Annotated in this window: 20 protein-coding genes; 15 read left to right on the top strand and 5 right to left on the bottom strand. The window is 73.2% G+C overall.

Annotated features, from left to right (window positions below; translation table 11 throughout):
* The first annotated feature begins 20 nt into the window (after positions 1-20).
* The 8 genes from ACPXCB_RS23980 (at position 21) to ACPXCB_RS23945 (ending at position 8,116) form a co-directional block, all read left to right on the top strand.
* Positions 21-674 carry a Crp/Fnr family transcriptional regulator gene (locus ACPXCB_RS23980; RefSeq protein WP_425877780.1) on the top strand — a complete coding sequence of 218 codons (654 nt, stop codon included), beginning with the start codon at positions 21-23 and terminating at the stop codon, positions 672-674.
* A gap of 119 nt (positions 675-793) precedes the next feature.
* Positions 794-1,597 carry a hypothetical protein gene (locus ACPXCB_RS23975; RefSeq protein WP_425877779.1) on the top strand — a complete coding sequence of 268 codons (804 nt, stop codon included), beginning with the start codon at positions 794-796 and terminating at the stop codon, positions 1,595-1,597.
* Positions 1,590-3,713, top strand: a complete 2,124-nt coding sequence (locus ACPXCB_RS23970; protein ID WP_425877778.1) for a hypothetical protein — start codon at positions 1,590-1,592, stop codon at positions 3,711-3,713. The genes ACPXCB_RS23975 and ACPXCB_RS23970 overlap by 8 nt, the downstream gene beginning before the upstream one ends.
* A gap of 10 nt (positions 3,714-3,723) precedes the next feature.
* Positions 3,724-4,725 (top strand): hypothetical protein, encoded by a 1,002-nt coding sequence (locus ACPXCB_RS23965; RefSeq protein ID WP_425877777.1) that lies wholly within the window; start codon positions 3,724-3,726, stop codon positions 4,723-4,725.
* A 34-nt stretch (positions 4,726-4,759) separates the two neighbouring features.
* On the top strand, positions 4,760-6,196 hold the full coding sequence (locus tag ACPXCB_RS23960; protein ID WP_425877776.1) for a DUF4407 domain-containing protein: 1,437 nt from the start codon (positions 4,760-4,762) through the stop codon (positions 6,194-6,196).
* Between the two features lie 19 nt (positions 6,197-6,215).
* Positions 6,216-6,629: a hypothetical protein gene (locus tag ACPXCB_RS23955; protein ID WP_425877775.1), complete on the top strand. Its 414-nt coding sequence runs from the start codon at positions 6,216-6,218 to the stop codon at positions 6,627-6,629.
* A 118-nt stretch (positions 6,630-6,747) separates the two neighbouring features.
* A complete protein-coding gene (locus tag ACPXCB_RS23950) occupies positions 6,748-7,356 on the top strand; it encodes an ArsR/SmtB family transcription factor (protein WP_425877774.1) in 609 nt (202 codons plus the stop codon).
* Position 7,357: 1 nt separating this feature from the next.
* On the top strand, positions 7,358-8,116 hold the full coding sequence (locus ACPXCB_RS23945; RefSeq protein ID WP_425877773.1) for an SRPBCC family protein: 759 nt from the start codon (positions 7,358-7,360) through the stop codon (positions 8,114-8,116).
* A gap of 34 nt (positions 8,117-8,150) precedes the next feature.
* On the opposite strand, the gene ACPXCB_RS23940 is transcribed toward ACPXCB_RS23945, so the two are convergent.
* Positions 8,151-9,083, bottom strand: coding sequence for an NADP-dependent oxidoreductase (locus tag ACPXCB_RS23940; RefSeq protein WP_425877772.1), 933 nt, complete (start codon positions 9,081-9,083; stop codon positions 8,151-8,153).
* Between the two features lie 76 nt (positions 9,084-9,159).
* On the opposite strand from ACPXCB_RS23940, the gene ACPXCB_RS23935 reads away from it, so the two are divergent.
* From ACPXCB_RS23935 to ACPXCB_RS23910, 6 genes are all read left to right on the top strand, one after another.
* Positions 9,160-9,564: a winged helix-turn-helix transcriptional regulator gene (locus ACPXCB_RS23935; RefSeq protein ID WP_425877771.1), complete on the top strand. Its 405-nt coding sequence runs from the start codon at positions 9,160-9,162 to the stop codon at positions 9,562-9,564.
* A 250-nt stretch (positions 9,565-9,814) separates the two neighbouring features.
* Positions 9,815-11,410, top strand: coding sequence for an ABC transporter substrate-binding protein (locus tag ACPXCB_RS23930; protein WP_425877770.1), 1,596 nt, complete (start codon positions 9,815-9,817; stop codon positions 11,408-11,410).
* Positions 11,407-12,471 carry an ABC transporter permease gene (locus ACPXCB_RS23925; RefSeq protein ID WP_425877769.1) on the top strand — a complete coding sequence of 355 codons (1,065 nt, stop codon included), beginning with the start codon at positions 11,407-11,409 and terminating at the stop codon, positions 12,469-12,471. The genes ACPXCB_RS23930 and ACPXCB_RS23925 overlap by 4 nt, the downstream gene beginning before the upstream one ends.
* Entirely contained in the window at positions 12,464-13,333 is an 870-nt protein-coding gene (locus ACPXCB_RS23920; RefSeq protein ID WP_425877768.1) for an ABC transporter permease, read from the top strand. Before ACPXCB_RS23925 ends, ACPXCB_RS23920 begins: the two co-directional genes overlap by 8 nt.
* Entirely contained in the window at positions 13,330-14,373 is a 1,044-nt protein-coding gene (locus ACPXCB_RS23915; protein WP_425877767.1) for an ABC transporter ATP-binding protein, read from the top strand. Before ACPXCB_RS23920 ends, ACPXCB_RS23915 begins: the two co-directional genes overlap by 4 nt.
* 48 nt (positions 14,374-14,421) lie before the next feature.
* Entirely contained in the window at positions 14,422-15,111 is a 690-nt protein-coding gene (locus ACPXCB_RS23910; RefSeq protein ID WP_425877766.1) for an ABC transporter ATP-binding protein, read from the top strand.
* 54 nt (positions 15,112-15,165) lie between these two features.
* Here the strand turns inward: ACPXCB_RS23910 and ACPXCB_RS23905 are convergent, their stop codons facing one another.
* From ACPXCB_RS23905 to ACPXCB_RS23890, 4 genes are all read right to left on the bottom strand, one after another.
* Entirely contained in the window at positions 15,166-17,340 is a 2,175-nt protein-coding gene (locus ACPXCB_RS23905; protein WP_425877765.1) for a cytochrome c oxidase assembly protein, read from the bottom strand.
* A gap of 86 nt (positions 17,341-17,426) precedes the next feature.
* On the bottom strand, positions 17,427-18,056 hold the full coding sequence (locus ACPXCB_RS23900; RefSeq protein WP_425877764.1) for a copper resistance CopC family protein: 630 nt from the start codon (positions 18,054-18,056) through the stop codon (positions 17,427-17,429).
* Positions 18,057-18,107: 51 nt separating this feature from the next.
* Positions 18,108-18,863, bottom strand: coding sequence for a zf-HC2 domain-containing protein (locus tag ACPXCB_RS23895; RefSeq protein ID WP_425877763.1), 756 nt, complete (start codon positions 18,861-18,863; stop codon positions 18,108-18,110).
* Between the two features lie 87 nt (positions 18,864-18,950).
* Positions 18,951-19,517, bottom strand: coding sequence for a sigma-70 family RNA polymerase sigma factor (locus ACPXCB_RS23890; protein WP_425877762.1), 567 nt, complete (start codon positions 19,515-19,517; stop codon positions 18,951-18,953).
* Between the two features lie 204 nt (positions 19,518-19,721).
* Between ACPXCB_RS23890 and ACPXCB_RS23885 the strand changes: the two genes are divergently transcribed.
* Positions 19,722-21,320 carry an amidohydrolase gene (locus ACPXCB_RS23885; protein WP_425877761.1) on the top strand — a complete coding sequence of 533 codons (1,599 nt, stop codon included), beginning with the start codon at positions 19,722-19,724 and terminating at the stop codon, positions 21,318-21,320.
* Positions 21,321-21,397: the final 77 nt, after the last annotated feature.

Below are 21,397 nucleotides of genomic sequence, written 5' to 3'. Positions count from 1 at the left end.
GGGCGACGCTCCTAGGTCGGATGAATCCGACGACGAGCCGAGCACTGTTGGGAACCGGGACCGGCGTATTGTTCCCGCCCGACCGTGTGATCATCCGGCAGGGGGACCGCGACAGCCACGTTTATCTTTTGCTCTCCGGCATCGTCAAGGTCACCACGATGGACGCGGACCAGGAGTCGATGCTCGCAGTGCGGGTCTCCGGCGACATGGTCGGCGAGATGGCGGCGCTGGAGCGGCGACCCCGCTCCGCCAGCGTGGTCACGTCTGTGGAAACGCGCGCCCGGATCATCAGCCGTGCCGAGTTGACCACATTCGTCGGCTCGTATCCGGACGCAGCGCTGGAGATCATGCGCATGATGAGCGAGCGGTTGCGCTGGTCCAACAGTCGACGAGTGGACATCACTACTCGTCCCGCCGGGGTGCGGCTCAGCCGGATCATTCTGGAGATCGGGCGGATCTACGGCCATCCGACAGCGAACGGCTGGGACCTGGGTGTTGCCCTGACTCAGGCCGAGCTGGCGTCTCTTGCCGGTGTCGCGCTTCGCACCGCCGAGAAGGTGCTGCACGGCCTGAACAAGGACGGTCTCGTTGTCCGCGGATATCGACGAATGGTGATCAAGGATCTGGTGGGCCTGCGGCGGGCGGCGGAGATGTATGACGAGATTCCGCACTGAGACGGATTGATCTTGCGCGATCGACGTCAGAGTGGGGCCACCGAACCGATGCGGCAGGAGAACGGATCATGGTGGCCCGATCTACGAGTACCGACCGTCGTTTGTGCGTAGCCGTCGACATGCAGGGTTACGGCCGCCGGGCCGGCCGTCAACACACCGACATCCAGCAGAATCTGGTCTCACTGATCGCCGACGCGGCGTCGCGTGTGGGTCTCGACCACGACACCTGGGATACGCAGCGCAGCGGAGACGGCGAGCTTTCGGTGCTTCCGACCGGTCAGCGCGAAGAGTTGCTGGTCGACGACTTCGTCCGCGAGCTGAACACCGGGCTGCGCCGGGTCAACGAAGGGCGTAAGGCTGAGTGGTGCATCCGCCTGCGCTTGGCGATCCACCACGGGCCGGCGTGGCGCGCCGCGAACGGATTCGCCGGAAGTGCGCCGGTCACCGTGGGACGCCTGCTGGATAGCGACCAACTGCGGCAGGCCCTCCATGCGTCTGATGAGACGTTCCTCGCGGTGATGTTGTCCCGCCAGGTCTACGAGGACACCGTGGTCGCGGCGCACACCAGCCTGAAGCCGACCGATTTCGTGCCTGTGCGGGTCCGCGTCAAGGAACTCGATCATGTGGGCTGGGCGCGGGTGCCGGGCCTTCCGCCGTCGGCGCTGAAGCGCGCGCTGGACGAGGAACCCGTTGCGGCCGAGAGCCGGGCGGCTGCCGCTGCGGCAGATGGACGTGACCGGCTGCGGCAGGCTGCGACAGCCGAGAGCGAGGGCGGGGTGCAGCAGGCCGGCCGTGACCTCACCGGCGCACGTTACGGCGGGGGTGAAGGCCCGACGTACGTCAACCACACCACGTTCCAAAAGAGTGTGACGGTCGATCGCGGCGTCATCGGGTTCAACTTCGGGGGCGAACGAAATGGATGATGACGAGCAGGGCTCCCCAGTTCCGCCAGCGGCGGAGAAGTCGACCGAGGAGAACGCCCCAGGTGCCCCCGCGCCGCAGGGGAGGGCGCCAGCGGCGGAGTCCGAGGAGGACCTTCGCGACGAGGTACATGAGCATGCGAAGTACATCAATTACCAGTACTTCTACGGTGTCTCGGCGTCGAACTCGAACTTCGGCATGTCGTTCGACGGGTCCTCGGGTCGTCCTGCCGCGGCCACTGGGCCGATGCGGCCCGAGGAGGTGCAGCACGCCCTTCGCCGCTATCTCCGGCCGCCGGGGGCGTTCCGAAAGGCTCGGGACGTCCTGACCCGGTGCGGCATGGTGGTCCTCTGCGGTCCTGATGGCATCGGCAAGTACACCGGGGCGATCGCGCTGCTGCACGAAGTGGCGTCGGACCAGATTCCACCCACGAACCTTTCGCCAGCGTTGTCCCTGACTGAACTGGCGCGGCTCAAGTTTGGCAACGCCGGCGGTTACATCGTGCGGGACCAACTGCGCGACGGAGAGGCCAGCGCCGTCCAACAGTTCGAGGTGCAACGGCTCACCGCCGCACTGCAGGGACAGGCGCATCTGGTGATCACCACCAATCTCGGAGTACGGCCCCGTGGCCCGCTGGCCGATCTGATGGTCGACTGGGCGGCGCCCGATCCTGTCGAGTTGTTCGACGAGTGGCTTGCCGAACTGCCGGGCGAAGTCCGCGACGCCCCCGCGTTCGAGCAGCTGTATCAGCACGTCCGTACGCTGATCTGTCCCCGGGACGTCCTCAAGGTCGTGGAATTGCTGGCGGACGGTCCGGAGAAGGCGCTCGCCGGGTTGAAGAGTTCCGAGCAGGAACGCGTGACGGCCTGGTTCGATCGTGAACCGACCGTTGACGAGGTGCTTGGGGTCGCCGCGCTCACCTTCGCCGCGGGCACGCCAGAGCCGACGTACGAATTCCTGCTCGACCGTCTCAAGGCGCTCCATCGCCAGAGGATCGGTCCCGTCTCGGCTGCCGGCGTGGAGCCCGGAATCGTAGCCGTGGGCACCGCGATGCCGCAGTCCCGACGCCGTGACCGGAACGACAGCCTGATCGCCGTCGACAGCAGAAAGCAGCTGAATCTGGACGGTGAGGCTGCCGGCCGCAGCGTGTCCTTCGCGCAGCCCGGCATGCAGGAGTTGGTTCTGAGGCAGCTGCATGACCGCTACGGCTACGAGTTGTGGGCTCCGCTTCGAGACTGGTTGGACGAGGTTGCCGCCCGCCCGCCGTCTTCGCTGCACATACGTCTCGGAATCGGTATGGCGCTCTACAGCACGCTGTCCTTCCAAGAGGTCGAACATGCGATTCTCGATCGGTGGGCGGACGGCACCGCCCCGGAACGCCTCGCGGCGGCCTCCACGCTGTCCTGGATCGGCTTGGACGGCCGCAACGCCTCGGCAGCGCTCGGCATCACCAAGCGGTGGGCGCAGAACTCCGGCCAGCGGCGGGCGACGACAGCCGCGAGTGCACTCGGGGGACCTCTGGGCGCACGCTACTCGTCCGACGCACTGCGCTGGCTGTGGACCCTTGCGATGCGGAGCGCCAGTATCCGAATGGTCGCCTGCGCAGCATTGGGCATGCTGTTCGCCACCGCCGCAGAGGACCCGGACACCACCCGTCGGGTGCTGAAGTTCCTACAGATCCAACTGCGGCGCTCGCTCGAGCCTGGCGCCCGCCAGCGAGACCGACGAGCCACCTTCGAGACGGTGCTCAACGTCCTGTCCGCCCGGAAGGAGCCGACGGACGTGCTGGTGGCCGCGACCGTGATCCGGGCGGACAAGCGAAACGCCGCTCGGCTCGGCTCACTGTGGGGCGAACTGTTTCGCAGCGCCCCGCACCGGAGCCGGACACGGACGACGCTTTTCGTCGCGCTACAGGCGCTGAGTGGCGACCAGGACACCCTGCCTGCCGTTCGTCTTCTGGGGGAAGCGATGCGCGAGGTCCTATCTCCAGAGCAATGGGCGGACCTGGACGGGGGCCTGCGACAGGAGGCAGAACGTGCCGACAACGGGCTGCCCCTCACCACCGTCCTGACGGCGCTGCTCGGGCGCCGGTCATCGACAACCACCACGCGGCCGTAGGGAGAGCCCGATGACTGACAGTACCTATCCAGTGATCTCCGAACGCCCACTCGACCGACCCCGCTCATCCTTCCTCAAGTTTGCCCGGCGAGACCTTTCTGAGCTGCCACGGCAGGAGCCGGGGACGGTCCTCGTATTCGATCTGGGTAATCGGTATGCCGTTTTCGAGGACCGTCGGCACCTCACCGGCCGTGAGGAGGCGGTGGTGGAGGCGGTCGCCGTCAGCCTCGTTCACGTACGCCCCAGGCGGGTCACGGTCGACATACGGATCCCGTCGAAGAGCCCGGCGGACGTGTTCCGCGTCCGGGTGGCCTTCCAGTGCCGCGTCACCGACCCCGAGACCGTCGTCCGGGACGGCCTGCTCGACGTGACCGGGCCGTTACTCGACCACATCAAGCGGGACCGGGAGCTCGACAGCCTGGGCGTCAGCTATCCCGTCGACGCCATCAACGAGGTCCGCGACGAGGTCAACGCCGAGCTGAGTGCGTACTGCACCATCCACCCGCCTCGGATCCGGGGAATGGAGGTGGAGTTCGGGATGGTCGAGGTGGCGACGCCGTCCGCGCTCGTCGACCACGCCTCGAAGATCCGCGACACGAAGTGGCAGCAGAACCTGAAGGACCTCGAGGGTGGGTTCGTCACGAAGCAGGCCGAGGAACTGGCCGACCTGATCCGTACCGGCCCCGAGGTGCTGGAGGCCCTGGCCATCGCCCGTGGCGAGACCAGGGTGTCCCACGCCGCCGACCGGGCCTACGCCCGATCGGCGGAAGACCAGGGCAAGATCACGGAACTGCTGGCCATCTTGCAGAAGGACGGCCACCTGGAGCGTCTGAACGTCGATCCGAGCCTGCTCGTGCAGGCGTTCACCGACAGCCTCCGACTGCGTCGGTCGGAGCCCGCCTCCGGGATCGAGTCCGGCGGCGGGCCTGGGCAGCGGCCCCGCAGCATCACCGCCGAGGGCGGCGACGATCTGCTCCTGGACGAGGACGAACTGAATGATGAACAGCCGTAGTCCCCAGGAGGGGCCGTCGCCGGAGGCGGCTGCCGTGCAGGAGCCGACGACCGACAGTGACGCCAGCGTGCACGTGGAGAAGGCCCCGAAGGACCGAGGCCCCGGCCGCTACCTGCGGGTGCTGACCGGCGTCGACGAGGAGATGTTGGCGTGGGTTCCGACCGAGCGTGCCCGATACACCGCACTGGGCGGGGTCGTGCTCGGGACGGCGGTGCTCGCCGGGTTCTCGATGTGGAACGCGCTGAGTGCGGTGTTCGGCCGCAACTACTGGTGGCTCGCCCCGCCGGTGCTCGCGTGGATGCTGTTCGTGCTCAACCTCGACCGCTGGCTGGTGGCCACGTCGACCGGGTCGCAGTGGCGGCGGCGGGCGTCGGTGCTGGTGCCCAGGTTGGTGGTCGCGGTGTTCCTGGGTGTCGTGGTGGCCGAACCTCTGGTGCTCAAGATCTTTCACACGGCGGTGGTGCAGCACATCCAGGACGGGCGCAAAGGGGAACTTGACGACCTTCGCGGAAACATCGTCGCCTGCAACCCGCTGCCCACGGATTCCCAGGCGAGGACGATCACGCCGCCGTCGGACTGCCGGCCTTTCGTCGTCGCGTCAGGAGCAACTCCAACCGGTGCCGCCAGCCAACTGTCCGCCGCCCGGAAGGACGCGTCAGCGCTGCGGAAGCAGATCGATGAGGACACCGCGGAACTGCGCCGGCTGAGGGATCTGACCCGGCGGGAATGCGCGGGTGCCAGGGGCAGCGGACTCAGCGGTCAGGTGGGCGAGGGCCCGCGTTGCCGACGCCTCGAACGCCAGGCGCAGTCGTTCGAGGCGGAACACCCGATCGGGGCGGACAACGAACGTCTTGCGGCCCTGCAGAGAACGATTTCCGAATTGGAGTTGCAGGTCCGTACCGGGACCGAGACCGCCGAGCAGCAACGGGCCGCCGAGATCGACAGGCAGGTGGTCGAGTTGGCGAGCCACCAGCGTGCGATCGGCTTCCTGGAGCGACTGGACGCACTCGGTGACCTCTCGGACGACGCGCCGTCCCTGCTCGCGGCGACCTGGCTGATCCGCATCTTCTTCATTCTCATCGACTGCCTTCCGGTGCTGGTGAAGTTCATGACCGGGGCCACGGCGTACGACCGGTTGGTGGATCAGCGCATCGCGAGCACCGAGCGTCTTCACGAAAAGGCAACGCGCAGTGCCGAGTCGACCGTGGCCGAGGACCTCGATGTCCAGCGCCACCGCGCCAGGGCCGACGGTGACATGCGGCGCCAGCGCATCGACTTCGAGGTCCGCAGGCACACCGCACAGATCGAGGCCGAGGGGAACAGGGCCGTACAGGAGCTGGCGCAACGTCTGCGACGGTCGGCGGCGCCCCAACCAAGGGCCTCCGACGACGCATCGGGGCCCCGGCCACGAAACGACCGGGTCAACGGTGCCCGGGCGTCGTCCAGGACATCAGCCGAAGCTGACGTCTGACCTGAGAAGGAGGGCATACGTGGATATGAATCAGTGGGCGGAGCTTGCGCAGGCCGGCGCGGGCGCGCTGGTGGCCGCGATGACGACTGAGGCGTGGGCCGCCGTACGCGGCACGGCTGCCCGGCTGGTCGGCGGCAGCGACGAGCGTGATGCGGTGGCGCTGGAATGGCTTGAAAAGCGGCGGGAGGACCTAACGACGTTGCCCGGCAGCGATCGGGACGCGGCCAGCAACGCACTGCGCAACCAGGTCGCCGGTGTGCTGTTGACCCGGTTGGCGGACGATCCCAACCAAGCCGCGTTGGTGGAGCGGATCGTTTCGGCGGCCAACGCGCCGACGCAACCCATGACCGTCACCCAGCACGCGTCCGCCAGTCTCGGCGGTCGGGTCTACCAGGTGGGTCGGGACGCCTCGTTCGTGGACCGGCAGAGGTGACCAGCCTGCGGTGGCAACGCGTGCTGCCGCCGCAGGCTGCGGCGGCGGGTCGGCTCCGAAGTCAACCGACAATTCCAGTTGTCTTGACAAGAAAAATTGTCGGTGGGACGCTGTGCCCATGTTCGACATCGCAGTGATCGAGGACCCGGCGGCGGCCGAGGCGTCGCTGGACCCGATGCGGGCCCGGCTGCTGGCCGCGCTCGCCGAGCCGGCCTCGGCGACGATGCTCGCCGCCCGCGTCGGCCTGCCCCGACAGAAGGTCAACTACCACCTCCGGGCGCTGGAGCAGCACGGCCTCGTCGAGCTGGTGGAGGAGCGCCGCAAGGGCAACGTGACCGAGCGGGTCATGCGGGCCACCGCGGCGTCGTACGTGATCTCGCCCGCCGCCCTCGCCGCCGTCCGGCCCGACCCGGCGCAGTCGCCGGACCGGCTGTCGGCGCGGTGGCTGCTGGCGCTGGCCGCCCGCCTGGTGCAGGACGTCGGCGCGCTCGTCACCGGCGCGGAGCGGGCGAAGCAGCGGGTGGCGACGTTCGCGGTCGACGGCACCGTCCGGTTCGCCTCGGCGGCCGACCGGGCGGCCTTCGCCGAGGAGTTGGCGGCCACCGTCACCGCCCTGGTCGGCAGGTACCACGACGAGAACGCCCCCGGCGGGCGCGAGCACCGGGTGGTGGTCGCCCTGCACCCCAGCGCCGACCCCGACGACAGAACCGCGAACGAGGAGCACTGACATGGGACACCACTTCGAGCTGCGCAAGGACGTCGAGCTGGCCGCCACGCCCGAGCAGGTGTGGGAGGCCATCGCCACCGGTCCGGGCATCGACTCCTGGTTCATGGGCCGCACCGAGGTCGAGCCGGGCGAGGGCGGCCGGACCCGCCTGACGATGGCCGGCCACGTCGAGGAGTCGACGATCACCGCGTGGGAGCCCGGCAAGCGGCTCGCCGATCGCACCGAACCGGCCCCGGACGGCACGTTCATGGCCATGGAATACCTGATCGAGGGCCGCGAGCGGGGCAGCACGACCCTGCGGCTCGTCCAGAGCGGCGTCCTCGGGGACGACTGGGAGACCGAGTACGAGGCCATGGGGATCGGCTGGGACATGTACCTCGGGACGCTGGCCGCGTACCTCGCCCACTACCCGGGCCGGACCGCGACCCCGGTCTCGGCCTTCCGCCCGGGCGTCGGTGGCGCGGACCGGGTGTGGCCGGCCGTGGCCGACGCCCTCGGCGTGGCCGGTCCGCTCGCCGAGGGGGAGCGGGTCCGGTTCACCGTCGCCGGGCTGCCGCCGATCGAGGGCGTCGTCGACCTGGCCGGCCTGCCGACCTACGTCGGTGTCCGCACCGCCGACGCGCTCTACCGGTTCCTGCACTCCGGTGCCGAGCGCGGCGACGCCCTGGTCCTCGGCCACCACGTCTTCGCCCCCGGGCAGGACCCGGCCCGGGCCGAGCGGGCCTGGCAGGACTGGCTGGCCGCCCTGCCCGTCGGCTGACCCGACGACGAGAGCGCCGGGCGTCCGGGTGTGGTCAGGGCGTGAGGACGAGGCGCCCGCGTAGGCCGCCCGCGGCGAGGCGGTCATGGGCCACGCCGACCTGGTCCAGCGGCAGGGTGTCCGCGACGCGTGGGCTGAGCCGTCCCGCGCCCACCAGCGCGGCCAGTTCGGTCAACCGTGCGCCGTCGGCGAACACCTCCTGCACGACGACGCGCGTGGCCCGCAGGGGCGGCGGCGCGAACGGTGCGACCAGGGCCACGAAGGTGCCCTCCGGCCGCAGTGCCTCGTGCGCCGCGACGCCGACCACCGCCGCGTCGACCACCGCGTCGACGCCGCCGGGAACCTCTCGGCGTACGGCCTCGGCGAGCCGTCGCGTACGCGGCACGAACCAGGTCGCGCCCAGGCCGCGGACGAGCGGTTCGTCGTCCGTGCCCGCGACGGCCACGGTGCGCACGCCCCGCATGGCGGCGAGTTCGAGCAGCATCCCGCCGACACCGCCCGCGGCGCCGGTGACGAGCAGCGTCTGCCCGGCACGCAGGCCCGTGAGGGCGAGCGACCGGTCGGCCGTGAGTCCGGCGAGCGGCAGGGTGGCGGCCCGTGCGGCGGGGACGCCGGTCGGCGCGGGGGCCACCGCGCGGTCGTCCAGGACGACGTACTCCGCCTGGGCGCCGCCGGCCGACAGCACGTCGCGCAGGCCGATCACCTGGTCCCCGGCGGCGAACCGGTCGACGCCGGGACCGATCTGGTCGACCTGCCCGGCCACGTCCCAGCCGAGCCACACCACCGGGGCGGGGGCGAGCAGGCCGGCCTCGCTGAGCGCACCGCTGCGGGTGGACAGGTCGATCCGGTTGACCGCCGCCGCGGCCACGCGGACACGCACCTGGCCGGGCCCGGCCTCCGGCACGGGTACGTCGACGACTTCCAGGACCTCGGGGCCGCCGAAGCGGCGTACGGCAACAGCCTTCATGCCGCTCACGCTAGGGCTGCTACTCTCCGGCGGTAAGTAGGTACCCGAAGGTGCGTAACCCTCCCGGAGGTCCGTCATGGCGACCCTGAGCGCCGCGCAGCTGCGGGAGCACCAGCGCGACGAGTACAACGCCTTCCTCGCCCAGTGCCCGGGCCACCAGTTGCTGGCGACGCTCAGCGACAAGTGGGTGACGTTGGTCCTCGCCGCCCTCGCCGACGGGCCCCTGCGCTACAGCGACCTGAGCCGCACCATCCCCGGCGCGAGCCAGAAGATGCTGACCCAGACGCTGCGCAAGCTGGAGCGCGACGGACTGCTCACCCGCACCGTCACGCCGTCGGTACCGGTGCGCGTCGATTACGAGATCACCGCGCTGGGCCGTACCCTTCTTCCGATCCAGCAGGCGATCAAGAACTGGGCCGAGACGCACATCGAGCAGGTCCATCGCGCCCGCGCCGCGTACGACTGCGGCGACGCCGGCTGACCGTCGCGCTCCGACGTGGACGGGGTGTGGCCTCGGCTACATGGCCGTCCGGCGCTTGTTGCACAAGATTGGCAATTGCGGAATGCTGGCGTTAGTGGCCGGCTGCCCCGGGCGCGACGATCCAGACCATCGCCGGGGCGTCCGCCCGCTCGTGACCGTGGACCGCTGCGGGCACGTCGGCCAAGATCAGGACGCCGGCCCGGGTGCGAACGCCGGGCGGTCGTGCGAAGAACAGACCCGGGAGCATGTGATGGGTACGCCTGTGTCCAAGCGCGTGGCGGCGGTGGCCGTCGCCGGCGTCCTCGCCGTGACCGGCTGCTCCTCGCCGACGACCACGTCGACGGGCGCGGCCGGCGCCGGCACGCTCGTCGTGGCGACGGCGGGTGAGCCGGACGCGCTGAACCCGGTGCTGAACTTCGGGGTCGACGGCGGCTCCCTGATCTTCGACGGGCTGGTCGCCCGCGACGCCCGCAACGAGTTGGTGCCGGCCCTGGCCCGCGAGCTGCCGACCGTGTCGGCGGACGGCAGGACGGTCACCGCGAAGCTGCGCGACGGCGTGCTGTTCCACGACGGCAGCCCGTTCACCGCCCAGGACGTGGTCTTCACCTACCAGGCGGTGCTGGACCCGAAGGTCGACTCCACGCTCCGCTCCGACCTGGACATGCTCGCCTCGGTCACCGCGCCCGACCCGTCGACCGTGGTGTTCACCCTGAAGTACGCCTACGCGCCCTTCGCGCAGCGGCTGGCCCTCGGGATCGTGCCGGCCAAGGCGCTGACCGGGCAGGACATCAACAAGGCCGAGTTCAACCGCAAGCCGGTGGGCACCGGCCCGTACCGCGTGACGTCGTGGACCCCGGGCGACCGGCTCGTGCTCGCGGCCAACGAGAGCTGGTGGGGCGGCAGGCCCGCCAACGGCGGCGTGGTGGTGGCGTTCGTCGCCGACGACAACGTACGCGCGCAGCGGATGCGGGCGGGGGAGTTCGACGTGGCGGAGCTGGCGCCGAAGCTGACCACCGGCTTCGACGGGCAGACCGGCTACCGGGTGCAGCGGGTGCCCACCGCCGACTACCGGGGCGTGATGCTGCCGATGGGCAACCCGGTCACCGCCGACCTCGCGGTGCGGCGGGCACTGAACGCGGCGGTGGACCGCGCGGCGATGGTCACCGGGCTGCTCGGCGGGGCGGGCGAGCCCGCGTTCGGGCCGGTCCCGCCGACGTCGGAGTTCGCCGAACCGTCGATCGTGGGCAGGCCTGCCGCCGACCCGGCCGCCGCGACCGCCGGCCTCGACGCCGCCGGCTGGAAGCCGGGCCCGGACGGGATCCGTGCCAAGGACGGCCGGCAGGCGGCGTTCGCGCTGATGTACCCGGCCACGGACAGCCTCCGCAAGGAACTCGCCCTCGCCGTGACCGCCGACGCGAAGAAGGTCGGCATCAAGATCACCCCCGAGGGGCTGACCTGGGACGCGATCACCCCCCGGATGGGCAGCGACGCGCTCGTGATGGGCTACGGCACCCCGTACGACCCGGACTTCGTCTCCTACAAGCTGTTCGGCTCCGCCTTCGCCGGCCAGGGCTTCTTCAACCCCGGCTCCTACCGGTCGCCCGTGGTGGACAAGGCGTTGCAGGACGGCCGCGCCAACGCCGACCCGGCCGCCCGCAAGGCCGCGTACGCCACGTTCCAGAAGCAGCTCGCCACCGACATGCCGTGGGTGTTCCTCACCTACCTCCAGCACACCTACGTGGTGAAGGACGCGGTCGTCGGCGTGACCCCCCGGGTGGAGCCGCACGAGCACGACGTCGCCAACAGCCTCTGGTGGAACATCCACACCTGGACGAGGAAGTCGTGACGACGCCCGCCCCGACAGCGAAGACCCCAGCCCCGCCCGCCGCGCCGCCCCCGGCGAGGACCACCGCCCGGCGCCGACCCCGACGGCTGGCGGGAGCCGGCACGGTGGTCCGCCGGCGGCTGCTGGTGGCCGTGCCCATCCTCGCCGCCACCAGCGTCGGCATGTTCGCCCTCGGCGCGGCCTCGCCCATCGACCCCGCCCAGCAGTACGCGGGCGCGGCGGCGTTCACCGCCACCGAGGAGAACCTGGCGCAGATCCGCGCCAACTGGGGCGTCGACGACCCGCTGCCGGTGCAGTACCTGCGCTGGGTCGGCAACCTGCTCCAGGGCGACCTGGGCTGGTCCACCAGTCGCCACGAACCGGTCACCTCCGTGCTCGCCGCCCGCGCCGGCTGGACCCTGCTGCTCGTGGGCGCCGCCCTCGCCCTCGTCCTCGTGACGAGCCTGCTGCTGGGCACGCTGGCCGCGTACCGCCGTGGCGGCTGGTTCGACCGGGCGCTGCGCGCCACCGCGTACGCCGTGCAGTCGATGCCGGTGTTCTGGATCGGGCTGGCCGCGATCGCCCTGTTCGCCCTCACCCTCGGGTGGCTGCCGGCGGGCGGGCTCACCGACATCACCGCCACCGGCACCGACCCCGCCGACGTGGCCCGGCACCTGATCCTGCCGGTGGGCGTGCTGGCGATCGCCCAGACGCCGTGGTTCGTGCTGTTCATCCGGGACGCCGTCGCCGACAGCCTCCGCGACGACCACGTCCTCGCCGCCCGGGCCCGGGGCCTGCCCGGCCGCACCGTCCTGTTCGGCCACGCCCTGCGTACGGCCCTGCTGCCGTTCCTCACCCTCGTCGGCACCCACCTGCCAGAGCTGATCGGCGGCGCCGTCCTCGTGGAGACCGTGTTCTCCCTGCCCGGCCTCGGCGCGGTCACCGTACAGGGCGCGCTGGGCAGCGACTTCCCGCTGCTGGCCGCCACGACCCTGGCCACCACCGTCGTGGTGCTGGCCGCGAACCTGGGCACCGACCTCGCCTACGCCGCCGCCGATCCCCGGGTACGCCTCGATGACTGACCTCGCTCTGCCCGCCCCGCTCCGGCGGCCGAAGCCGCGTACGGGCCGGGTCGGTGCCGCCGTCGCCTGGGCCGTGCTCGTCGGCGCGGGCCTGGCCTGCCTCCTCGCCCCCGTCCTCTGGCCGCTCGACGAGAGCGCGGTGGACCTGGCCCGGACCCGGCTCGCGCCCTCCTGGGCGGACCCGGCCGGCACCGACGACCTGGGCCGCGACGTGGCCCACCGCGGCCTCTACGGCCTGCGGGTCTCGCTGCTCGTCGGCGCGGTCGCCGCGCTCGTCGCCACCGTGATCGGCGGCCTCGTCGGCGCGGTGGCCGGCACCCTCGGCGGCTGGGTCGACCGCGTGCTGATGCGGGTGGTCGACACCATCGCGGCGCTGCCGCACCTGCTGCTGGGCATCTTCATCGTCGCGATGCTGCGCCCGAGCCTGGGCGCGGTGATCCTGTCGATCGGGCTGACGCACTGGCTCTCCACCGCCCGCATCGTCCGGTCGGAGCTGCTCAGCCTGCGCACCCGGCCGTTCGTCGACGCCGCGATCTCCGGCGGCGCGAGCCGCACCCGGGTGATCACCCGGCACCTGCTTCCGCACGTGCTGCCGCGGTTGGCGCTGGCCACCACGCTGATGGTGCCGCACGCCGTCTGGCACGAGACCGCGCTGTCCTTCCTCGGCCTGGGCCTGCCCCCGCACCTGGCCTCGATCGGCAACATGATCAACGATGGGCAGCGGTCCCTGCTCACCGGCGCCTGGTGGGCCAGCATCGTGCCCGGCCTGCTCCTCGTCGTCGTCACGCTGGCCCTGGCCGCCCTCACCGGCCGGTGGCGCGACCGCCTCGACCCGCGCGTACGAGCGGAGCTGCACCTGTGACCACCACCCGCGAGCCCACCGCCGCCCCCGCCGACACCGCCGCCCTCACCGCCCCCGCCGGTGCCGCCGCCGACGGTCGGCCGGGCCTGTTGGAGGTCGACGGGCTGACCGTCCGCTTCCAGCTCCGGGACGCCGTCGTGCAGGCCGTTACCGACCTGCACCTGACCGTCCACCCGGGCGAACTCCTGGCGGTGGTCGGGGAGTCCGGCTGCGGCAAGTCGGTGCTCGCGCACGCCCTGCTCGGCCTGCTCCCCGGTAACGCCACCGTCACGGGGCACGCCCGCCTGCGCCCGCCCACCGGGGCGCAGGTCGACCTGGTCAACTCCCCCGAGCGACACCTCGCCCGCGCCGTACGCGGCCGCGCGGTCGGGCTGGTCCCGCAGAGCCCCGCCACCGCCCTGACCCCCGTACGGACGGGCCGGCGGCTGCTGGAGGAGACCCTGCGCGCCCACGGGCGCACCCGGCGCGAGGCGCCCGCGGCGGCCGAGCGGGTCGCCGACGACGTCGGGCTCGACCCCGCCGACCTCGACCGCTATCCCCACGAGCTCTCCGGCGGCATGGCCCAACGCCTGGCCACCGCCCTCGCCCTCGCCCCCGACCCGCCGCTGCTGCTCGCCGACGAACCCACCACGGGCCTCGACCGGCCCCTGGTCGACCACACCCTCGACCTGCTACGCCGCCGCTGTGACGCCGGCGGCGCCGTCCTGCTCATCACCCACGACCTGGCGGCCGCCCGCCGGGTCGCCGACACGGTCGCCGTCATGTACGCCAGCCGGATCGTGGAACGGCGGCCGACGGCCGAGTTGTTCGCGGCACCCGCCCACCCCTACACCGCCGGCCTGCTCGACGCCCTGCCCGAGCGGGCCTTCCGGCCGGTCCCCGGCCATCCGCCGATGCTCACCGACCTGCCTCCCGGCTGCGCCTTCGCCCCGCGCTGCGACCGCGTCACCGACGTCTGCCGCACCCCGCCCGCGCCCTCGGCGGGCGCCCCGGCCCGGATCGCCTGTCACCACCCGCTGACCCTCGGAGCGCCGGCATGACCAGCACCGCCGGAGCGCCGGCATGACCAGCACCGCCGGAGCGCCGGCATGACCAGCACCGCCGGCATGACCACTACCGCGCTCGCCGCCCACGGGGTCGCGGTCTCCTACGGTGGCCGGCGCGTCCTCGACGGCGTCGACCTGCGCGTCGCCCCCGGCGAGACGGTCGGCCTGCGCGGGCCCTCGGGCAGCGGAAAGTCCACCCTCGCCCGGGTGCTGGCCCTGCTGCACGCCCCCGAGGCCGGGCACGTCACCCTCGACGGTCACCGGATCGCGGGCGCCCGGCACCGGCTGCCCGCCGCCGTCCGTACCCGCGTCGCGATCCTGTTCCAGAGTCCCCGCGCGGCCACCGATCCCCGGCTGGGCCTCGCCGACATCATCGCCGAACCGCTGCGCGCCACCGGCACGCCCGAGGCGCCGGCGCGGGCCCGCGCGGCGGAGCTGGCCGACCTCGTCGGCCTCACGCCCGACCTGCTCGCCCGCCGCCCCCACGCCGTCAGCGACGGGCAGCTGCAACGCGCCTGCCTCGCCCGCGCGCTCGTGCACCGGCCGGACTACCTGCTCTGCGACGAGGCCACCGCCATGCTCGACGCCTCCACCCAGGCGCACCTCGCGGCCGTCATCACCGACTACCAGCGGGAGCACGCCGCCGGGGTCCTGCTCATCACCCACGACCCGGCGCTGATGGCCCGGTGGGCCACCCGGGTGGTCGACCTGCCGCACCCGCCGCAACCCTGACCGGCCCGCCTCCCCCGGGCCGCGCGCCGACGTCTACGGGTGCCGGGCCGACGTCTACGGGGTACGGGCCGACGCCGCGGCGGAATCACCGGGCCCGGTGGCGTCGGCGCGGCCGGCGGCGGCGAGGAACGAGTTGTAGCGGGCCAGGTCGTCCGGCTCGCCGGTGGCCTCGGCGCGGGCGGCGGCCCGGTCGAGGCGGGCTTGCTCCCGCCGGTCGGCGCGGATCCACTGGCGGACCAGCACGACCAGCACGATCGCCGCGGGGATCTCCCCGAACGCCCAGGCGATGCCCGCGCCCAGCCGCTGGTCCTCCAGCAGCGACGACGCCCAGTCGGGGTGGACGGCGACGTACCAGTCCGGGGCGATGAGGCTGGTGGTCTGCATCAGCACGAGGCCGAAGAAGCCGTGCGCCACCATCGCCGCGAGGTGGATGATCACCAGGATGGGGTGGGGGAGCCTCGGCCGGCCCGAATCGACCCCGATGAGCACCCAGAACAGCAGGTATCCGGCGACCACGAAGTGCGTGAGCATGGCCAGGTGGCCGAGGTGGGAGCGCATCAGCGTGCCGAGCAGGTCGCTGAGGTAGAGACCGAAGAGGCTGCCGGCGTAGATGCCCAGTGCGACCAGGGGGTGGGTGAGCAGCCTCGCGGGCCGGCTGTGCAGCACCAGCAGCAGCCATTCCCGGGCACCACGGACCTGTGGGTCGGCGGGGCGACGCAGGGCGCGCAGCGCGAGGGTGACCGGGGCGCCGCCGACGAGCAGGATCGGCACCAGCATCGACAGCACCATGTGCTGCACCATGTGGGCGCTGAACAGCACGTACGCGTAGCGGGCCACGCCCAGGTTGGTGACGGCGGCCAGCAGCAGCAGACCGGCCGACCAGCTCGCGGTCCGGGCCAGCGGCCAGCGGTGCCCGGCCCGGTGCAGCCGCCACACCCCGGCCAGGTAGCCGCCGATGCCGAGGACGGTGAGGGTCAGGAAGAACATGTCCGGCAGTGGCTGGCCCACCAGGCGTTCCGGGGTCGGCGCGGCGGGCATCGGGAAGCCGAGCAGCTCGGTGATCGGATCGGCGTCGAGCGGGTCCTGCGTCACCGGGGTGGGGCTGCGGGACAACGCCACCGCCAGCCCGACGGTGGCGGCGAACACGACCACCTCACCGGCGGCCAGCCGGGCGAACGCGCCGCGCCGACCCGCGCGCAGGGCCGGCAGGGTCCGCGACCGGTGCACGGCGCCCAGGGTGCCCAGGATCGCCAGGGCGACGAGCTTGCCGACGACCAGCCAGCCGTACCGGGACTGCCAGAGCTGGGCCACGTCGCCGAGGCGTACGGCCGCGTTGGCCGATCCGCTCACCGCGACGGCCACGAAGCAGCCCAGGGCGAGGCGGCCGTACCGGTGGGCGGCGTCGGCCAGCTGCCGGCTGCGGCGGACCATCAGCAGCGCCACCAGCCCGCCGACCCAGAGGGCGGCGGCCAGCACGTGCAAGGCCAGGCTGGACACCGCGATCTGATGGTTGCCCGCCCCGGCGGCATGCCCGGTGAACGCCGGCGGCAGCACCCCGACCAGCGCGACCAACGCCGTCACGGCGGCGAGCCCGCGCGACACGCCCGCCCGGGCCAGCACGGCCACCGCCAGCGCCAGCCCCGCCTGGAGCAGCAGCGCCCGCCCCTGCGAGATCGAGGTGGCGAAGCTGACCACGGTGGGGGCGCCGAGCCCGTCCACGGGGACGCCGAGCAGGTCCGAGACCGTCAGCACGATCAGCGTCACCGCGGCCACCGCCCAGCCCGCCGCCGCCGTGCCCGCGCGGCGCAGCAGCAGCCAGCCGTACGCCGAGACGCTCCGCCCGTCGCCGGGCAGCAGGAAGGCCGCCGTCACCAGCATCCCGACCGTCAGGGTGGCGAGGCCGTCGGCGAGCAGCCGGACCACGGGCAGCGCCCACGCCGTGACCGGCCCCGGGTCCGGCAGCCCGGGGATCGCGACCGCGAGCGCGTCGCCGGCCCGCAGGCCGAGCAGGAGTACGGCCACCGCCGACGCCACGGCCGCGACGGGTACGAGCCACGCGCCACGCCCCCGGGAGCCGGGGCGGACGCCGGCGCCGGACGGGCCCACGACCGGCCTGGCGGCACCGGGTGTGTCCGCGACCGGCCCGGCGGCACCGGCCGCCGTCGTCGTCACGGAGTCGGCGCCCGGGCCCCGGGCGGGCTGGGCGGGGCGGGAGGTGGTGTCTGGCACGTCGGTGTCCCTTGGGTTCGGGGAGGGCGGCGGTTCGCGCCCGGGGCGGCCCGGGGCGCGGTGCCGGAGGGGCGGGGTGCTGCCGGTCAGCGGGTCTCGCGGCGCCGGCGCAGCAGCAGCGCGGTCCCGCCGAGGACGGCCACCAGGACCCCGGCGGCCAGCAGCACGCCGCCCGTCCCGAGGCCGCCGGAGCCGGTCGCGGCGGCGGGCCCGACCGACCCGGCGGCCGGCGGGGCGGCGGCATCGGTCGGCGCGGCGGCAGACGCGGCGGCGGCCGGCGGATCGGCGACCGCCCCGGTCGCCGTGGGCGCTCCGCCGGCGGTGTCGCCGCCGACGGCGACGGTGAACCGGTACGACCCCTGCACCGGATGCCCGTCGGCGGAGACGATCCGGTAGACGACGGTGTAGGTGCCCTCGCCCAGCGTCTCGTCGACGGTCACCGTGCCCTTCGTCCCGTCGACGGTGGGCCCGCCGGTGGGGATCTTCCGCCGGGCGGCGTCGGTCAGCGCGATGGTGGTGAAGGTCGGGTCGAGCCGCTGCGCGAACTCCAGCGTGACCCGCGTCGGCGGTGTCGTCAGGCGGTCGCCGTCGGCGGGGCTGGCGGCCCGCAGCGTGTTGTGCGCGGCGGCGGGGGCGGCCGGTACGAGCAGCAGCGCGGCGGCCAGCGCGGCGGCGACGAGGGCCGCGACGGTCGGGCGGCGGGACGGGGTGTGCATGTCTGGCGCTTCTCCTGGTTGGTGGTGGTCGGCCGGGCAACTGGTGACCGGTCAGGCCGCGCGGCGGTCGGAGACGCGGGCGGAGCCGGGATACGGCGACGGGAGCAGCCGCAGCCCCGGCGACTCCGTGGGCTCGTCGTCGGGCAGGCTCCAGCGGGGCTCGTCCGGAAGGCTGCGCCGCGCGGGGCCGTCGGGGCGCAGCCCCGGGCGGGACAGGGCGACGACGATCACGTAGCCCGCGAGCAGGAAGCCGTGGCTGACCAGCCGGGCGGTGTCCACCCGCCCGGTCAGCAGGTCGTTGACCGACAGCAGCGCCAGCATGCCGACGAAGGCGCTCAACATCGGCACCAGCCCGGTCGGCGGGGTGCGTCGGGCGGCCACGAAGAGGAAGCCCGCGCCCACGGCGACGTTCCACGCCGCCGACTCGTGCCACAGGTGCCCCGACATCAGCCCGCCGGCCGCCGTGTGGGCGTGGGCGCTCGCCGTGCCGCGTCCGATCTGCGCCAGGCCCAGCACGAGTTGCAGCGCCCCGACCAGGCCCAGGACCGCCCGCAGGGTGAGCACGACCCGTTCCCGTCGGCGGCGCGGAGCCGGGGTGGGCAGCGCGCCGAGGATGACGTCGGTGCGGTCGTCACCGGCGACGGCGACCGACAGCCGCGCCCGGCGGGTCACCGCCGTGGCCCGGTCGTACCACGTCCGGCAGCCGGCGCAGCCGGCCAGGTGGGCCGCCACGGCTGTCCGCTCGGCGGCGGTCTCCTCCCCGTCCAACTGCGCCGACAGCACCTCACGCCACTGCTCACACCCCATGTACCGGTAGTCGTCCCGGGCCCGTCGTTGGTTCCCGCGCAGTTTCGTGGACCGTGGCCTTCCCGCAGGTCAGCGCGGGCGGGCGGGTCAGCCGGTGGCGTCGCCGCCCCGGCCCGCGTCCGGCTCCGACCAGCCGTGCGCGGCGGCGACCAGATCCTCCCGGGCCCGGGCCACCCGGGAGCGGATGGTGCCCACCGGGCAGCCGCACACCTGTGCGGCCTCGACGTAGGACAGGCCCAGCACCTGGGTGGCGACGAACGCCTCCCGCCGGTCCCTCGGCAACGCCGCGATGAGGCGTTCGAGCACGACCTGCCGGTCGAAGCCGCTGCGCGCCGGGTCGGGGACGTCGTACCCGGCGGGCATCGGCACCGTGCGCGGTCGTGACGTGACGGTACGGACGTGGTCCGCCGCGACCCGGCGGGCGATGGCGAGCAGCCACGTCCGCGTCGAGGAGCGTCCGGCGTACGACGGCAGCGACCGCATCGCCCGCAGGTAGGTCTCCTGGGTCAGGTCGTCCGCCTCGCGGGGCGCGACCAGCGCGGCGAGGAAACGGCGGACCTGCTGCTGCGTCGCCCGGACGAAGCAGGCGGCGGCCGTCCGGTCACCCCGGCCGGCGGCCAGCGCCCACGCGGTCAGCTCCGCGTCGTCAGCCATCCGGCACCTCCGTGTCGGGCCACCGGAGGGCGGGGTGCCCGACGGTGATCACGACGGGTCGTAGTAGTGACTGGCCGGTAGCGTACCGCAAGCGGCCCGGTGGCGGCCCTCCCCGACGCCCCGCCTCCGGGTGCCACCGCGCCCGTCGCCGAGGGCGGCTGTCTAGCATTGACGGCCCCGCCCGACCGTCGAAGCAGGCAGCCCATGACCGGTACGGTTTTCGAGAACGCCCGGATCCACACCCTCGACCCCGCCCGTCCGCACGCCGAGGCGATGCTGGTGCGCGGCGAGCGCATCGTCGCCGTCGGGGACCTCGACGAGTGCCGCGACCGCGCCGGCGTCGGCGCGCGCCGGGTCGACCTCGGCGGGATGACGGTGCTGCCCGGCCTGATCGACAGCCACCTGCACTCGGCGCTCTACGTGCGCGGCCTGGAGCAGGTGGACCTGCGCGGCACCACCAGCCTCGACGAGGCGCTGGCGCGGATCGCCCGGCACGCCGCCACCCTGCCGCCCGACGCCTGGCTCTTCGGCGGGCGCTGGGACAGCCACAAGTGGGACCGCCCGGTGCAGCCGACCCGGGCCGACCTGGACCGCGTCTGCCCGGACCGGCCCGCCGTGCTGCCCACCATCGACGGGCACACCACCTGGGTCAACACCGCCGCCCTCCGGCGGCTCGGCATCGACGCCGACACCCCCGACCCGGTCGGCGGGCAGATCGTCCGCGACGAACGCGGCGAGCCGACCGGCATCCTGCGCGAGTCGGCCGGCGACGCGGCGTACGACGTCATGCGCACCTCGCTCAGCGGTGACCTGGTCGCGCAGCTGCGTACCCACCTGCCCCGGCTGCTCTCCGTCGGCCTGACCAGCATCCACGACATCGACGGTCAGGACTGCCGGGCCGCCTACCAGACCCTGTACGCCCGGGGCGAACTGCCGCTGCGGGTGCACAAGTCGATCCCGTCGACCGCGTTGGACGAGGTGATCGACCTGGGCTGGGCGACCGGCGACGGGGACCGCTGGCTGAGCACCGGCCCGGTCAAGATCTTCACCGACGGGGCGCTCGGCTCGCACACCTGCCTGATGACCGAGCCGTACGACGGCGAGCCCGACAACCACGGCATCGCCGTCACCCCGGCGGAGGAGTTCGAGCGGCTGGTGGCGAAGGCGGCCGGGGCCGGCATCGCCGTCGCGGCACACGCCATCGGCGACGCGGCGAACGAGATGGTGCTGCGGGCGTACGCCAACTGGCAGGAGTCGGCGCGTACCAACCCGACGGCGGTACGGCGGCTGCGGCACCGGATCGAGCACACCCAGCACCTGCGCCCGGCGGACGTGCCGCTGCTGGCCCGGCTGGGCGTGATCGCCTCGATGCAGCCCACCCACTGCACCAGCGACATCCCCCTGACCAGCCGGATGCTCGCCGGCCGGGACCTCGCCTCGTACGCCTGGCGGAGCCTGCTGGACGCCGGCGCGACGGTGGCCTTCGGCTCGGACGCCCCGGTGGAGGACCCGGATCCGTTCTTCGGCATCCACGCCGCGGTGACCCGGCAGCAGCCCGACGGGACCCCGCCCGGCGGCGTGGACCCGCACGAGCGGGTCGATCTCGACACGGCGCTGCGCTGTTTCACCGAGGCCGGCGCGTACGCCTCCTACGAGGAGCACCTGAAGGGGCGGCTGACCCCGGGGATGCTCGCGGACTTCATCGCGCTGCCCACCGACCCGTACCGGGTCGAGCCGGCGGCCCTGCGCGATCTCTCGGTGGCGCTCACCGTGGTCGGCGGGGTCGTGCGCTGGCAGCGCTGACCGGGGCCGCCGCCCGCTGACCGAGGTCGCCCGCCGCCCGCCGACCGGGGTCGGACGCTTCCCGCGGGCCGTGGTCG

The sequence above is a fragment of the Micromonospora sp. DT62 genome (assembly GCF_049847285.1).
GTDB classification, from domain to species: Bacteria; Actinomycetota; Actinomycetes; order Mycobacteriales; family Micromonosporaceae; genus Micromonospora; species Micromonospora reichwaldensis.
The sequence above is the reverse complement of the archived record's forward strand: the minus strand, read 5'-3'. Positions and strand labels throughout refer to the sequence as shown.

Excerpts from the sequence above, each read along its gene's own strand:
- ACPXCB_RS23980 (WP_425877780.1), top strand. The coding sequence starts at position 21 with ATGAATCCGACGACGAGCCGAGCACTGTTGGGAACCGGGACCGGCGTA.
- ACPXCB_RS23975 (WP_425877779.1), top strand. The coding sequence starts at position 794 with ATGCAGGGTTACGGCCGCCGGGCCGGCCGTCAACACACCGACATCCAG.
- ACPXCB_RS23970 (WP_425877778.1), top strand. The coding sequence starts at position 1,590 with ATGGATGATGACGAGCAGGGCTCCCCAGTTCCGCCAGCGGCGGAGAAG.
- ACPXCB_RS23965 (WP_425877777.1), top strand. The coding sequence starts at position 3,724 with ATGACTGACAGTACCTATCCAGTGATCTCCGAACGCCCACTCGACCGA.
- ACPXCB_RS23950 (WP_425877774.1), top strand. The coding sequence starts at position 6,748 with ATGTTCGACATCGCAGTGATCGAGGACCCGGCGGCGGCCGAGGCGTCG.
- ACPXCB_RS23945 (WP_425877773.1), top strand. The coding sequence starts at position 7,358 with ATGGGACACCACTTCGAGCTGCGCAAGGACGTCGAGCTGGCCGCCACG.
- ACPXCB_RS23940 (WP_425877772.1), bottom strand. The coding sequence starts at position 9,083 with ATGAAGGCTGTTGCCGTACGCCGCTTCGGCGGCCCCGAGGTCCTGGAA.
- ACPXCB_RS23935 (WP_425877771.1), top strand. The coding sequence starts at position 9,160 with ATGGCGACCCTGAGCGCCGCGCAGCTGCGGGAGCACCAGCGCGACGAG.
- ACPXCB_RS23930 (WP_425877770.1), top strand. The coding sequence starts at position 9,815 with ATGGGTACGCCTGTGTCCAAGCGCGTGGCGGCGGTGGCCGTCGCCGGC.
- ACPXCB_RS23920 (WP_425877768.1), top strand. The coding sequence starts at position 12,464 with ATGACTGACCTCGCTCTGCCCGCCCCGCTCCGGCGGCCGAAGCCGCGT.
- ACPXCB_RS23910 (WP_425877766.1), top strand. The coding sequence starts at position 14,422 with ATGACCAGCACCGCCGGCATGACCACTACCGCGCTCGCCGCCCACGGG.
- ACPXCB_RS23900 (WP_425877764.1), bottom strand. The coding sequence starts at position 18,056 with ATGCACACCCCGTCCCGCCGCCCGACCGTCGCGGCCCTCGTCGCCGCC.
- ACPXCB_RS23895 (WP_425877763.1), bottom strand. The coding sequence starts at position 18,863 with ATGGGGTGTGAGCAGTGGCGTGAGGTGCTGTCGGCGCAGTTGGACGGG.
- ACPXCB_RS23890 (WP_425877762.1), bottom strand. The coding sequence starts at position 19,517 with ATGGCTGACGACGCGGAGCTGACCGCGTGGGCGCTGGCCGCCGGCCGG.
- ACPXCB_RS23885 (WP_425877761.1), top strand. The coding sequence starts at position 19,722 with ATGACCGGTACGGTTTTCGAGAACGCCCGGATCCACACCCTCGACCCC.